The organism is Shewanella sp. SM55, assembly GCF_025654025.1.
Lineage (GTDB): Bacteria > Pseudomonadota > Gammaproteobacteria > Enterobacterales > Shewanellaceae > Shewanella > Shewanella oncorhynchi.
The window spans coordinates 22,306-37,099 of record NZ_JAKKRS010000002.1 but is presented as its reverse complement, the minus strand read 5'-3'; the positions used below and the strand labels follow the sequence as shown (position 1 = coordinate 37,099).

The window sequence follows — 14,794 nt, the reverse complement described above, 5'->3', positions numbered from 1 at the left end:
TGGTGTCGTTAATGGTTTTTGTTTTATTTTGCTAACAGGGCAGTGGCCACTTTCGAACCGTTGTTGCGATTCAACTGTGTGCTGATCGCTTGCCCAGCTAACGCGAGTTTTTGTAAATCGATACCCGTTTCGAATCCCATGCCGTGCAGCATATACACTAAGTCTTCGGTGGCAAGATTGCCCGATGCGCCTTTGGCATAGGGGCAACCACCAAGACCCGCAACCGAGGAGTCAAACACCCGCACACCTAAGTCTAAGCAGGCTAAAATGTTGGCTAATGCTTGGCCATAGGTGTCGTGAAAGTGTAGCGCCAGTTTTTCGACTGGGACGCGCTCAGCCACAGTTTGCAGCATTCTACGGGCTTTTTGCGGCGTGCCTACACCTATGGTGTCGCCAAGCGATATTTCGTAACAGCCCATTTTGTAAAGGATTTCAGACACACGGGCCACTTCACTGACCGCTATCTCACCTTCATAGGGGCAGCCGAGCACACAGGACACATAGCCACGCACTGGGATATTGTGTTTTTTTGCTAATTTCATCAAAGGGATAAAGCGTTCAATCGACTCTTCTATCGAGCAGTTGATATTGCGCTGACTAAAGCTTTGTGAGGCGGCGCCAAATATTGCCACCTCACTCGCTTTTGCATCCAGTGCCAGTTCAAAGCCTTTAACGTTGGGTGTGAGAGCGCTATACACCACGCCGCTTTGACGCTGTATTTGCTTGAGCACATCGGCAGAATCGGCCATTTGTGGCACCCATTTAGGTGACACAAAGCTGCCGGCTTCGATACGCTTAAGCCCCGCACCTGCCAGCGATTCAATCAAGGCGATTTTTGCTGCCGTCGGCACGGCGACTTCGTTTTGCAGGCCGTCGCGTGCGCCCATCTCGAAAATGCTGACCGTGTCTTTGGCGTGTAGACTTTGGCTCATATTGACGAAAGACATCTTAGGCTTCCTTGGTCGCAGTGGGCTCAGCCTCAATCCCATTTAATGGCGCTAGGTTTAACGGCTCTACGTTAAGCAAGGTTGCGCCATCGGTTACTAGCTCGCCCGCCTTAAAGTAGAACTCAGTGACTATGCCGTCAAAGGGGGCTTCGATTGTGTATTCCATCTTCATGGCTTCCATCACCAGCAAACCTTGGCCCGCTTTAACTTGTGTGCCGATATCGACTAAATGGGTCACTACCGTGCCGTTCATGGGCGCTTTTAACTTGTCAGCATTGCTGGCTTGTTCTTCGACCACGAGTGTTTGCACTGCTTTAAAGTGGTAACTGCCAGAGGATAAAAACAGCGTAAAGTCATCACCTTGGGCACTAACGGGCACTTTACTCTTATGGCCGTTGATTTCTGCGAGCAGTAAATCTTGTTTCAGCTCGCCATTTAGCAACCAATCTTGTCCGTGCAGCGGTAGCTGATACATGCCACCTAAATCGAGCATCACTAACTGCTGCAATTCATGGGCATCATCGAGTAGGGCAATATTGTGCTGACTGCAACTGTTGAGTCTAAAGCCGCTCACTTGACCCCAAGGCGAGTAAGGATCGGCGCTGTTGACAGCTTGCGCTTTGGCGGCTTCTTTACGGGCAAGCACTTGATACAGCGCGGCAAAGGCAAGCGCAGTATCGGCTTCGCTTGAAGCTGTGCCAATCAGGGTATCGCCATAACGGCCAATAAAGTCAGTGCTAAAGTCGGCATTGGCAAACGCTGGGTGTTCGGCAATGTTGGCCAAAAACTCAATGTTGTGCTTAAGACCGCTGATTTGATACGACTCTAAGGCATGCACTAAACGTTGCAGCGCGCGCGGGCGCGATTCATCCCAGACGATAAGCTTGGCAATCATAGGATCGTAGAAGTTGCTGATCACATCATTTTCGCGAATGCCCGAATCGATACGCACGTATTTGCTTTGCTCGGGTTCACGTAAAAAGTTGAGCTTACCGCTGGCGGGTAAAAACTCATTTTGTGGATCTTCGGCATAAATTCGCACTTCAAAGGAATGGCCGTGAATACGCACTTCATCTTGCTTAAGGGGTAGTGGCTGACCACTGGCGACCATTAACTGCCATTTCACTAAATCTTGTCCTGTGACCATCTCAGTCACTGGATGCTCAACCTGCAGACGGGTGTTCATTTCCATGAAATAGAAGCTATTGTCTGTGTCGAGCAGAAACTCCACCGTCCCCGCGCCAACATAATCGATGGCTTTGGCTGCCGCGACGGCCGCTTCACCCATTTGGGCACGCAGTGTATCGCTTAAGCCGGGCGCAGGCGCTTCTTCGACCACTTTTTGGTGGCGGCGTTGAATCGAACAATCGCGATCCGATAAGTAAATCGCGTTGCCAAAGGTGTCGGCAAACACTTGCACTTCGACGTGGCGTGGCTGGCGTAAATAACGCTCCATCAATAACTTATCATTACCAAAAGAAGAGGCCGCTTCACGGCGCGCCGAGTTTACGGCTTCCATGATTTCGCCTTCGTTCTCGACGATCCGCATGCCTTTACCGCCGCCGCCATAAGCCGCTTTAATCAGCATAGGGAAGCCGATTTTCAGCGCCTCCGCTTTTAAGGTCGCATCGGTTTGGTCATCGCCGTGATAACCCGGCACTAAGGGCACGTTTGCTGCAGTCATAATAGATTTAGCGGCGCTTTTGCTGCCCATGGCATCGATAGCATCACTGCCTGGGCCAACAAAGGTGATGCCAGCGGCTTCACATTTACGGGCAAAGTCGGCATTTTCAGACAAGAAACCATAACCTGGGTGAATCGCTTGTGCGCCCGCTTTTTTGGCGATGTCGATAATCAAATCGCCCTTTAAATAGGAGTCTGCCGGTGCGCTGCCGCCTAAATAGAAGGATTCGTCGGCCATGGCGACATGGCGCGCTTCTTTATCGGCATCGGAATATAGGGCAACGGTGCGAACGCCCATGGCATGGGCCGTTTTGATGATGCGACAGGCGATTTCACCGCGGTTAGCAATCAATAGTTTGGTAAACATGTGCTTGGTCAACATCAAAGGGCTCCTTGGGTATCACTTGGCTTTTGCATGGGCTTGGAGGGCATTGAGTGCGCTTGTTGCCAATTAGGCTGACGTTTCTCAAAAAAGGCGTTTAAGCCCTCTTGGCCCTCGGTCGATACCCGAATGCGGGCGATACGCTCGCTAGTATAATCAATGGTGTTTTGGTCTATCACGCCATCTTCAAGATGCGACAGCAGTGTTTTGACCCACGCCATGCCTTGCGGACTATTGGCAAGTAGTGCCTCAATCATAGGCTTTGCGGCGGCGTCTAAGTCATCGCTGATCTCATGAATGACGTTAAGTTTTAATGCGGTTTCTGCACTAAAACGCTCGGCGGTCAGCATGTAGCGGCGCGATGCACGATTACCCATAGCGCGGGCAACGTAAGGGCTAATTACTGCTGGAATTAATCCGAGTTTCACTTCGCTCAAGCAAAAGCTGGCGCGCGTCGTGGCGATAGCGATATCGCAGGCGCAAATCAGCCCCAGTGCGCCGCCAAAGGCTGCACCTTGCACTAGTGCAATGGTGGGCTTAGGAAAGGTATCTAAATCCTGCATCAGTTTTGCTAAGGCTTTGGCATCATTTAGATTTTGCTCAAAGTCCATTTTGGCTTGCTTGCGCATCCAATTGAGATCGGCGCCGGCGCTGAAGTTTTTGCCGTTCGCTTTGAGTACCAGCACTTGGCATTGCTTGTGCTCAGCAAAATAGCTAAGGACGCTAATCATCTCGCTAATCATCACTTCATCGAAGGCGTTGTGCACATCGCTGCGATCTAAAATAAGCTCGGCAACGCCGTGAGTGAGCGCATGGCTCACGTGCTGTAAGTTGCTTAAATCCTTTGTGCCGCTAGCGCTGTTTAATGTGTCTGTCATTATTCTTTTCCTATCTTCTTGTGTGACATATGTTTTTCACATGTGCCTTTTACATACGGAACACACCAAAGCGGGTGTCTTCGATAGGAGCATTTAATGCCGCCGATAGGGCAAGGCCGACCACATCGCGGGTTTGCGCTGGGTCGATAATGCCGTCATCCCATAAACGGGCGCTGGCATGATACGGATGACCTTCTTTATCGTACTGGGCGACAATTGGCGCTTTAAAGGATTTTTCATCCTCAAGCGACCATTCTTCACCTTTACGGGCTAAACCGTCGCGACGCACTGTGGCGAGAACGCCTGCGGCTTGCTCTCCGCCCATCACAGAAATACGGGCGTTAGGCCACATCCACATCATGGTCGGTTCGAACGCACGGCCACACATGCCGTAGTTACCCGCGCCGTAGCTGCCGCCAATAATCACAGTGAATTTAGGTACATTGGCGCAAGAAACCGCGGTCACCATTTTAGCGCCGTGTTTGGCTATGCCTTCGTGTTCGTACTTTTTACCCACCATAAAGCCGGTGATATTTTGTAGGAACAGCAGCGGAATTTTGCGCTGGCAGCACAGTTCAATAAAGTGCGCGCCTTTTTGCGCAGACTCAGAGAACAGAATGCCGTTGTTAGCGACAATGCCGACTGGGTAGCCGTGAATGCGGGCAAAACCGCACACTAAGGTCGCGCCATAGTTGGCTTTAAACTCATCAAAATCAGAATCATCGACGATACGGGCGATCACTTCCTTGACATCAAAGGGCTTTTTCAAGTCGGTGCCGACAATGCCATACAGTTCGCTGATATCGAATTTTGGTGGCTTGACTGGGCTCAGCAGTGATTTGATTTCTTTTTGATGATTCAGGCGTGATACCGCGCGGCGGGCAAGCTCTAACGCGTGCTCATCGTTTTGGGCTAAATGATCCGCTACGCCGGAAATTTTAGTGTGCACTTCGGCGCCGCCGAGTTCTTCGGCGCTAACTTCTTCGCCAGTGGCCGCTTTGACTAATGGCGGGCCGGCTAAGAAGATAGTGCCTTGATCTTTTACGATAATCGATTCATCCGCCATGGCCGGCACATAGGCGCCGCCTGCGGTACATAAGCCCATCACCACTGCAATTTGGGGAATGCCCTTAGCGGACATTTGCGCTTGATTGTAAAAGATGCGGCCGAAATGGTCGCGGTCGGGGAAGACTTCATCTTGGCGGGGCAGGTTAGCGCCGCCAGAGTCGACTAAATAGATACAAGGCAAGTGACAACGGCTGGCAATATCTTGGGCGCGTAGATGTTTTTTAACGGTAATCGGGTAGTAAGTGCCACCTTTAACTGTAGCGTCGTTGGCGATGATCATGCACTCAACACCGCTCACACGGCCGATACCAGCGATAATGCCCGCTGCGGGCACTTCTTCGTCATAGACTTCAAACGCCGCAAATTGCGATAGCTCTAAAAAGGGCGAACCTGCATCGAGCAGCTTTTCAACCCGTTGACGTGGCAGTAATTTACCGCGGGATAAATGACGCTCTAGCGCCACAGGGCCGCCGCCGAGTTCGATTTTATTGAGTTTAGTTTTGAGATCGGCCACTAGGGCGGCCATATCGTCTGATTTTGCTTTAAATTCATCGCTACGGGCGTTGATACGACTGCTTATTTGCGTCACTTTGATTGTCCTTATAAAGCGGAAACTCGGTATCACCTTGCTCGAATGGTGGGCGCAAACTGTAAGTTACAGTGAGGTGCTACCCATTCACTTGTGAGAGATTATTTGAACTCGCGTTATTTCGACTCATTGAACAGTTCGCGGCCAATCAGCATGCGGCGAATTTCTGAGGTGCCAGCGCCGATTTCATACAGCTTTGCATCACGCAGTAAGCGGCCTGTGGCGTATTCGTTGACATAGCCATTGCCGCCTAGCAGTTGAATTGCATCCAGTGCCATTTTGGTGGCAAGTTCTGCGCTATAAAGAATGGCGCCTGCGGCATCTTTACGGGTGGTTTCACCGCGATCGCAGGATTTTGCGACGTTATAGACATAGGATTTGGCGGCATTCATGCCTGTGTACATGTCGGCTAACTTGCCTTGCACTAGTTGGAATTCACCGATGGATTTGCCAAATTGCTCACGCTCGTGGATGTAAGGCACAACGATATCCATGCAGGCATTCATGATCCCCAGCGGACCGCCAGACAGTACGACGCGCTCGTAATCTAGGCCGCTCATCAGCACTTTTACGCCGTTATTGAGTCCGCCTAAAATGTTTTCTTCTGGTACTTCTACATCTTCAAACACCAGTTCGCAGGTGTTAGAGCCGCGCATGCCGAGTTTGTCGAGCTTTTGCGCTTGGCTAAAACCTTTCGAATCACGTTCAACGATAAAGGCGGTAATACCGTGTGCGCCTTTGGTTAAGTCGGTTTTCGCGTAAATGACATAGGTGTGTGCATCTGGACCGTTAGTGATCCACATTTTGTTGCCGTTTAAGATGAATCGGTCGCCTTCTTTACGGGCATGTAGCTTCATCGAAACCACGTCAGAACCTGCGTTTGGCTCACTCATGGCCAGCGCGCCAATATGCTCACCGCTCACCAGTTTTGGCAGGTACTTGGCTTTTTGCGCTGCATTACCGTTACGGTTGATTTGATTGACACACAGGTTTGAGTGGGCACCGTAACTTAGGCCGATAGAAGCGGATGCGCGGGAGATTTCTTCCATTGCGACGACGTGGGCTAGGTAGCCCATGTTTGCGCCGCCGAACTCTTCGGGTACCGTTACTCCGAGCAGTCCCATTCCTCCAAGCACAGGCCAAAGTTCATTGGGAAAGGCATTGTCGTGATCCACTTTCGCGGCAATTGGGGCGATTTCATTCGCGGCAAAATCCTGCACTGCATCGCGCAGCATATCGACGTCTTCGCCTAGGCTAAAATTCAGACTTGTGTAGAGAGAGTTCATTGCTTGTGTCCTTTCAGATGTTCTAATTTCAGATTGTTATAGTTTTTATGATTTTTAGGTGCTTGAGTCTTTTAAATCTTGTACTTAAATCCGTAGTCGTTATCGCTATCAAATTGATTTGATTTTGTGTCAACGGGGATTTAGGCTTTTGCCGTTTTGTTATCTTCTAAGGCTAAACGGCACTGCTGCTCGGCGGAATTGAGTTCCATCAATACGACTTTGATGTCGTCCATTTGCTGTTGTAGTGCGGACTTTTTTTCTTCCACTAGCGCCAGCATGGTATTGAGCTGTGAGGTGCTGCTCTTGTCGGCATCGTATAATTCGAACAAGCGACGGGTTTCTGCCAAAGAAAAGCCCAAGCGTTTGCCGCGAAGAATTAGCTTGAGACGCACCCTGTCTTTGAGGCTATAAATACGGGTTTGGCCGCGGCGTTTAGGTTTAAGCAAACCTTGGTCTTCGTAAAAACGAATACTACGAGTAGTGATATCAAACTCTTTTGAGAGATCACTGATCGAGTAAGTCGTTTGTGGTGTGTTCGTTGCGCTCATTCATGCACCCTAAATAATCAGTTTTAAGCAAGATATATGAAGTTTACGTAAAGGTAAAGATTTTGGCTTTTATTCTGTTGCCATAAAAGTGTCAATCCCAATTGCCATAAGCCTGTGCAGCGAGATTAAAACGTGTGCTTTAAATTAGTGTTCTCACATAAAACCACAAATATCTTCTGGTTATAGGCTAACGTCTAATAGTGGGCTTTAGACCTCCTTGCTAATAATAGAAGCAGGAAGGGGTAGTTATTGCGGCTGACGATGTGAGTCGCAGTCCTGATTGGAGGACATATGTTGACCGAACAGCAAAATGCATCTGTAGCGCAAGCCACAAATCAAAAACAGAACCAACAAAAACATCAAGCGTTGCACCAAGCATCCTTGCTTAATAAAGCCGAATTCTGGGGAGAAGCGGCGAAGACGCTCGATTGGATTAAGCCAGCGCAAACTGTGCTCGATGAATCACAGGCGCCGTTTTATCATTGGTTCGCCGATGGTGAGATGAACACTTGTTATAACGCCGTTGACCGCCATGTGTTGGCTGGACGCGGTGACCAAGTGGCTATCCAGTATGTGAGTCCTGTTACGGATACTGAATACGGCATTAGCTACGGGGAGTTACAGGCTCAAGTGAGCCGACTCGCGGGCTTTATGCAATCTATTGGTATAGTGAAGGGCGACCGTGTGGTGATTTATATGCCTATGGTGCCGGAAACTGCCTTCGCTATGCTGGCCTGTGCCCGCATCGGTGCGATTCATTCTGTGGTTTTTGGTGGCTTTGCCGCCAATGAACTCGCGACTCGGATTAACGATGCCAAGCCTAAATTGGTCTTGTCGGCATCTTGCGGCATTGAGCCTTCGGGCGTGATCCCTTACAAGCCTCTGTTAGATAAAGCATTAGCGCAGTCAGTGCATCAGGTTAATCACTGCCTAATTTTGAATCGTAGCCAGTATCAGGCCGATTTACTTGAGGGTCGTGACTTAGATTGGCAAGCCGCATTAGCAACTGCACCTAAGGCCGATTGTGTCGTCCTCAAGGCTACCGATCCCTTGTATGTGCTTTATACCTCAGGCACCACGGGTCAGCCTAAAGGTGTGGTACGCGATAATGGTGGCCATGCCGTGGCTCTGGCTTGGTCGATGCAGCATATTTACGATATTCAAGCGGGTGATGTGTTTTGGGCTGCGTCCGATGTGGGCTGGGTTGTGGGTCACTCTTACATTGTGTACGGGCCGCTGCTGGTGGGCGCAACCACGTTAATGTATGAGGGCAAACCTGTCGGGACGCCAGATCCTGGCGCATTTTGGCGCACGATTGCCAAATATAAGGTTAAAAGCTTCTTCACCGCGCCGACGGCTATTCGCGCAATCAAGCGTGAAGATCCTGACGGTGAATATCTACAAGGTGTTGATTTAGCTTGTCTTAAAAATGTGTTTTTGGCGGGGGAGCGTTGCGATCCCGATACCTTAGTTTGGGCACACACTAAGCTCGCTAAACCTGTTATTGATCACTGGTGGCAAACCGAAACGGGCTGGCCTGTCGCAGCAAATTTGATGGGCACAGCGCCGGTTACCATTAAACCAGGTTCGCCAGCTTTACCTGTGCCGGGTTATGCGGTTGAAGTGCTAGACGAATTAGGTGAGCAAGTTGCGGCCAATACTTCGGGTAATGTGGTGATTAAATTGCCTCTACCGCCGGGAACCTTAACGACACTGTGGCAAAATGATCAACGCTATCAAGATAGTTACTTGTCTATGTATCCGGGTTACTACTTAACTGGCGATGCGGGTTATACCGATGAAGACGGCTATCTCTACATTATGAGTCGTATCGATGACATCATAAATGTAGCGGGGCACAGGTTATCGACGGGACGCTTCGAAGAAGTGTTATGTCAACACCCTGATGTGGCCGAAGCCGCGGTAATTGGGGTAGATGATGCGCTTAAGGGCCAAGTTCCCCTCGGATTAGTGGTACTCAAGAAAGGCGTGACGATCAGTGATGAAGAGCTGCATAAACAGTTAATAACCCTGGTACGCCAAGAAATTGGTCCCGTCGCTTCCTTTAGGTTAGTGAGTGCGATTCAAAAATTACCTAAAACGCGCTCGGGTAAAATTTTACGCGGTACTATGCGAAAAATTGCCGATAATCAGCAATATACTGCGCCAGCGACCATAGAAGATCCACAGACCTTAGAGTTAGTGCGTACCGCGCTCACTCGCATGGGTTATGCCGATGCCTTAGTGTAAGAAATAGATCGTAAAGGCTTTTATAGAAAGAGTGTAAAGGTCTTATAGAGAGTTGAAATATCAAGGCGATAGTAAACTGACCAAGCTTACTATCGCTTTTTGCGCATGGCATTTCTTATTTCGGCAAAATCAAAGATTGAAATTTTCACCTCAAATTTGCTAGTCTTGCAGGCTCATCACGTACAGCTATCACGCACAATCATCACCTACAGTTTTACTGTAATCAAATGGCTTAGGGACGACCCTAAATACGCCTAATCTAACATGGGGACGACCCCTTTATGGGAGTTCACTATGAGTTGGTTCTTATTAGTTCTTGCGGGTTTATTTGAAATTGGTTGGGCTATCGGGCTTAAATATACCGACGGTTTTACGCGTTTGTGGCCAAGTATCTTTACAGTAGCGTCGATGGCAGTGAGTGTGTTGCTACTAGGACTCGCGGTTAAGCATTTGCCTATTGGTACGGCTTACGGCGTGTGGGTCGGCATTGGTGCTATGGGTACGGCGATTGCGGGAATTATCCTCTTAGGAGAAGGCGTTAGCTTACTTAAAATCGCCAGTTTGATATTGATATTACTGGGTGTTTTAGGGCTTAAACTTGCCCATTAATTGACGGTTCTACTAGGGCGTGTTGACGTTTCGAGATTAAATTTTGTTCGCTCTGGCAAGCTCGTGATCACGAAACGAGGAGTGACGTGTAGTTATTCTACTCAAATGACGAGTGACAAAGAGCAAGAGCTTGCCAGACGAACCCTTCGGGCAGCGTTTGGCTAGCGTTTCTGCTGCGTTATCGCCCGTTTATGTAGAATAACTACACTGCACGGGCTTTGCCTTGCATAAAAGCCTGCCAACTCGCTGCAAAAATAACCCTGAAACGTCAACACGCCCTAGATAAAATGAGACCTAAACGATTGGTACTTTCGGCACAATCGAAATTGCCAATCGTATGTCTCTGGTAATTAAGTTACAAAGATCGGTATAATTACCCCTCAAAATTGGTTAGCTCTAACCTCTGTGACCCGTGGGAATAATATAATGCAAAACCACAGCAATCTTAATGATATCGGCGTAATTGGCCTTGGTGTTATGGGTAAAAACCTCTCGCTAAACATCGCAGATAACCAATATCACGTCAGCGCGTTTGACCTCGATCCTGTTAAAGTTAATGGTGTTATACAGCAAGAAAAACAGGAACGTGCTGGACTCGAATCTCGCATTCTTGGCTGTGCTAATCTTACCGAAATGTTAGCCAGTCTCACAAAACCCCGTATTCTTGTGCTTTCTGTTCCTGCTGGTGCTCCCGTTGATGGTGTCTGTAGTGCCTTGATTTCTGCAGGAATTGAGTCCGACGATATTGTTATCGACACAGGTAACAGTTTATGGACTGACACTGTTGAGCGTGAAGCGCGCTACAAAGGGCAGTTTGTATTTTTCAGCTCTGCAGTTTCGGGCGGCGAAGTCGGTGCGCGTTTTGGACCCTCACTTATGCCTAGCGGTGATATCGATGCATGGCACCATGTTGCGCCGATTTGGAAAGCGATTGCCGCTAAGGTTGATACCAAAACTGGGCTACCTATCGAACGCTTTGAGCCGGGTAATCCCGTGACAGAAGGCGAGCCATGCACGACTTATATTGGTCCTGCGGGTTCTGGCCATTATGTGAAGATGGTGCATAACGGTATTGAATACGCTGACATGCAGTTGATTTGCGAAGCCTATCAAATGCTGCATGACGGTTTAGGCATGAGCGCTGCAGAAGTGGGCGATGTGTTTGAACGCTGGAACAAAGGTAGTTTAAACAGCTATTTGATGGGGATCAGTGCCGAAGTCTTAAAACAAGCCGATCCATTAACGGGTAAACCGCTGGTGGAAATGATCTTAGATAAAGCGGGCCAAAAAGGCACGGGTTTGTGGACGGCCGTGAGCAGTTTACAAATTGGCTGTCCGGCGCCGACGATTGCTGAGGCTGTGTATGCTCGCGCCGTGAGTACCCAAAAATCCTTACGCTTGCAACTTAGCCAGAAATTAGCGGGGCCAAATCCAACAATTATTGATAATGCGCAAAAAACGCAATTGATTGAAGCCCTTGAAAGCGCGTTATATTGTGCAAAAGTCTGTTGTTACGCCCAAGGCTTCCAGTTAATGGCGATGACGGCCTATGAGCAAAAATGGCAGTTAGACTTTGCTGAAATTGCAAAAATTTGGCGTGCGGGTTGTATTATTCGCGCGACTTTCTTGCAATCAATCACTCAAGCATATGAAGACAATGCCGATCTTAGCAATCTGTTGATGGCGGACAGTTTTGCGTCTGCCTTGTCTGAAAAGCAAGGCCTATGGCGCACTGCGGTAGCGACTGCGGTAATGCAAGGTATTCCAGCGCCGTGTATTAGCTCAGCACTGGCATATTACGACAGTTACCGCTGCGAAACATTACCAGCGAACTTGCTCCAAGGTCAGCGTGATTTTTTCGGTTCCCATACATTTGAGCGTATCGATACGCCTGCTGGCGAGAAATACCACTTAGATTGGAGCGCCAAAGAGCGCACCTTAGCTAAGGTTTAGTCTAAGGTTCTGCCCGCTAACAAAATGAAAAACGCCCTTATCAAGGGGTGTTTTTGTTTATGGCCGATGACTTTATAAGGGCATATAACTTAGTTACTTCACCTTATTTAAAGCCACTAAAACCAAACCTGAAGCTTGAAGTCTTAAGCATTCAGCTCAATGAAAAGGCGATCAGCTTTTGCCAGAGTGCTTGGGCGACGGGGCCTAAAGGTGAGTGGGGTTTTCGCATCACATAGTAATCGAGTTGAATGTTGTTTTGCCTTTCACGCAGATCCAGTGCAATCAATGCGCCCTGTTTGAGTGAATCTTCAATCATATAGTGCGGCAGTTTGCCCCAGCCCATACCACTTTGAATAAGCATTTTTTTGGTGTAAAAATCATTAACATACCAACGTCGTTGCCCCGCCTGTACCCCAAACTCAATATTCGCAGTGCCTGAGCCCGTATCTTGGATCACGATTTGGTATTCATTAACGAGCTCTCGTGCGTAGGTCAGTGTCGGATGACGTTCAAGCATGCGCGGTGCGGCAACATCGAGAAGGCTACCGGAAAAAAGATAGGCTAATTCTAAATGGCTCGAACGTATGGGTTCAATTCCGCCCGCAGAGATGATGATTTCGGCTTTATCTTGATTCAGCGCTTCGAGTGCACCAGTTAAAAACTCTTGTTTGAGAATAATTTGGGTATAGGGAAACTCATTTTGAGTCAGCTCTAAAATCGGCAAAATTCGAGCGAGATTAAAGGAGGCTTCAAAAGCTAAGGTGATGCTCGCTTCATTGCCTTTGGCTAAATGCTTCGCTACTTGCTTCATTTCCTGCGCTTCATTCAGTACCCGCAGGGTATGTTGTAGCAGTTTTCGACCTTGCTCAGTGATGGCGAGTCGATAACCTTCGCGATTAAACAGGATAAGATCGAGTTGGGATTCTAACTGTTTGATGCTTTGACTAATGGCAGGTTGGGTTTTGTGCAGTTTGTCACTGGCGGCTTTGAGTGAGCCCGCCTCAGCTACGGTTTTAAACATCAGCAGTTGGTCTAAGGTCACAAGGATTGCTCGCAAGTTATAAATTATTAGTTTATGAGATATTAGATTTTATTCCATATTTATTTATCTTTTATCGGCTCATAATCGATTCCATTCTCACTCGTCGTCTGCGAATTTATGCCCAAGACTGACGGCAAATATCACGTTTAATGGGGTGTGTGCGATGCGATTTTCAAACTTATGTGATACTAAGGGTTCAAGTATCAATGGCTTAGTTGCAGAGGTTGATACACAGAAGTTATTCCTTTGTGCCAATACACTCAATCGCGCCGCTGTAACCGTCACATTGGCGATGAGCATAGTGTTTTTCATCTCGGGATTTGCCAAGTTATTTGGCGTGTCTATGTTCCATGTTCCGTTCACATTAATGAATCTTCCCACTGGTTTTGGTTATTTTATTGGTTTGATGGAAGTGATTGGCGCCCTTGGGTTGTGTCTACGTGACTACCGAGTGCTATCGGCGAGCGGTTTACTGGCGATTATGTTGGGGGCGATTTATTTCCACTTTAACTATGAAGCGCCGATTAATGCACTGCCGGCATTGAGTTTATCGGCTGGCCTCTTTCTGGTTATCAAACTGGATGAAATTATTGAGCGTTTAGTGCAATTTCAGCGGCAGTTGGTGCTGAATCGCTCCGCATTTTAAGCGTGCATTGAAGTGTTATGTAGAACAGTGAGTTAAGTGAGAAATACTGAGTTTAAAGCCAGTAGTACAGATATAAGTTAATCAACACGAGAGGATTATGATGCAAGTTAACGCGAGTCGTATGCCTGTGCTATTTGTGCCCCACGGTGGTGGCCCAATGCCTTTGCTCAATGATGTTAATCATAGGGAATTGCGTGCATTTTTAACTTCAGTAACAGTGCCAATACCAGCTCCGAAGGCGATTGTGTTGATCACTGCCCATTGGGAAGAATCTGTGGTGACTTTGTCGAGTAGCCCAAAGCCAAGTATTTTGTATGATTACTATGGATTTCCACCTGAGGCTTATCAGTTGACATATCCTGCACCCGGTGAGCCAGAATTAGCCGCACAGATTGCGAATATGCTAGCGGATAAGGGCATCGCCGCCCGCTTAGATAGCGAACGCGCATTTGATCACGGTACCTTTGTACCACTTAAGTTGATGTATCCTGAGGCGAATATTCCCGTGGTGCAGATGTCGTTAGTCCACAGCCTCGATCCTAAAACCCATATAGCGATTGGGGAGGCTTTAGCGCCGCTGCGGGACCAAGGGGTGTTGATCGTGGGGTCTGGCATGTCGTTTCACAATATGCGGGCATTTTTCTCAAGCGATCTCACAGTGCAAAGCCGCAGTGCAGAATTTGATCATTGGTTGACGCAAACTTTAACTGCAAGTGATAGTGCTGCCGAGGTAAAAACAGCGTTAACTCATTGGCAATCTGCCCCTGAAGCGCGTTTTAGTCATCCGCGGGAAGAACATTTATTACCGCTACATGTGTGTTTTGGTGCAGGCCATAATAGTTCATCCCATGCCGAACGCAACTTTAATGGTATTTTGTTAAACACGCTGATCTCTGGTTATATCTGGCAATAA

General features: G+C 48.3%; 12 protein-coding genes. 5 read left to right on the top strand and 7 right to left on the bottom strand.

All coding sequences use genetic code 11. The features are described from left to right. Positions 1 to 23 precede the first annotated feature (23 nt). From L5L91_RS03360 to L5L91_RS03335, 6 genes are all read right to left on the bottom strand, one after another. Complete coding sequence (locus L5L91_RS03360; RefSeq protein WP_263163485.1) at positions 24 to 947, bottom strand: hydroxymethylglutaryl-CoA lyase; 924 nt, start codon at positions 945 to 947, stop codon at positions 24 to 26. A gap of 1 nt (position 948) precedes the next feature. Continuing rightward, positions 949 to 3,012 carry an acetyl/propionyl/methylcrotonyl-CoA carboxylase subunit alpha gene (locus tag L5L91_RS03355; protein ID WP_263235681.1) on the bottom strand — a complete coding sequence of 688 codons (2,064 nt, stop codon included), beginning with the start codon at positions 3,010 to 3,012 and terminating at the stop codon, positions 949 to 951. Further along, positions 3,012 to 3,890, bottom strand: a complete 879-nt coding sequence (locus L5L91_RS03350) for an enoyl-CoA hydratase-related protein (RefSeq protein WP_263163481.1) — start codon at positions 3,888 to 3,890, stop codon at positions 3,012 to 3,014. The genes L5L91_RS03355 and L5L91_RS03350 overlap by 1 nt, the downstream gene beginning before the upstream one ends. 49 nt (positions 3,891 to 3,939) lie before the next feature. Next, positions 3,940 to 5,547 (bottom strand): carboxyl transferase domain-containing protein, encoded by a 1,608-nt coding sequence (locus L5L91_RS03345; RefSeq protein ID WP_263163479.1) that lies wholly within the window; start codon positions 5,545 to 5,547, stop codon positions 3,940 to 3,942. Between the two features lie 116 nt (positions 5,548 to 5,663). Next, positions 5,664 to 6,833 carry an isovaleryl-CoA dehydrogenase gene (locus L5L91_RS03340; RefSeq protein ID WP_263163478.1) on the bottom strand — a complete coding sequence of 390 codons (1,170 nt, stop codon included), beginning with the start codon at positions 6,831 to 6,833 and terminating at the stop codon, positions 5,664 to 5,666. A 140-nt stretch (positions 6,834 to 6,973) separates the two neighbouring features. Continuing rightward, positions 6,974 to 7,381, bottom strand: coding sequence for a MerR family transcriptional regulator (locus L5L91_RS03335; protein WP_006082318.1), 408 nt, complete (start codon positions 7,379 to 7,381; stop codon positions 6,974 to 6,976). Between the two features lie 291 nt (positions 7,382 to 7,672). On the opposite strand from L5L91_RS03335, the gene L5L91_RS03330 reads away from it, so the two are divergent. From L5L91_RS03330 to gndA, 3 genes are all read left to right on the top strand, one after another. Then, positions 7,673 to 9,631: a propionyl-CoA synthetase gene (locus L5L91_RS03330; protein ID WP_263163477.1), complete on the top strand. Its 1,959-nt coding sequence runs from the start codon at positions 7,673 to 7,675 to the stop codon at positions 9,629 to 9,631. Between the two features lie 294 nt (positions 9,632 to 9,925). Next, positions 9,926 to 10,240, top strand: coding sequence for a quaternary ammonium compound efflux SMR transporter SugE (gene sugE, locus L5L91_RS03325; protein ID WP_011789592.1), 315 nt, complete (start codon positions 9,926 to 9,928; stop codon positions 10,238 to 10,240). Positions 10,241 to 10,666: 426 nt separating this feature from the next. Beyond that, entirely contained in the window at positions 10,667 to 12,193 is a 1,527-nt protein-coding gene (gene gndA / locus L5L91_RS03320) for an NADP-dependent phosphogluconate dehydrogenase (RefSeq protein WP_263235678.1), read from the top strand. A 151-nt stretch (positions 12,194 to 12,344) separates the two neighbouring features. On the opposite strand, the gene L5L91_RS03315 is transcribed toward gndA, so the two are convergent. Continuing rightward, a complete protein-coding gene (locus L5L91_RS03315) occupies positions 12,345 to 13,235 on the bottom strand; it encodes a LysR family transcriptional regulator (protein WP_105252054.1) in 891 nt (296 codons plus the stop codon). Positions 13,236 to 13,398: 163 nt separating this feature from the next. On the opposite strand from L5L91_RS03315, the gene L5L91_RS03310 reads away from it, so the two are divergent. Then, positions 13,399 to 13,881, top strand: a complete 483-nt coding sequence (locus L5L91_RS03310) for a DoxX family protein (protein ID WP_028761101.1) — start codon at positions 13,399 to 13,401, stop codon at positions 13,879 to 13,881. 97 nt (positions 13,882 to 13,978) lie between these two features. Then, positions 13,979 to 14,794, top strand: coding sequence for a DODA-type extradiol aromatic ring-opening family dioxygenase (locus tag L5L91_RS03305; protein ID WP_263235675.1), 816 nt, complete (start codon positions 13,979 to 13,981; stop codon positions 14,792 to 14,794).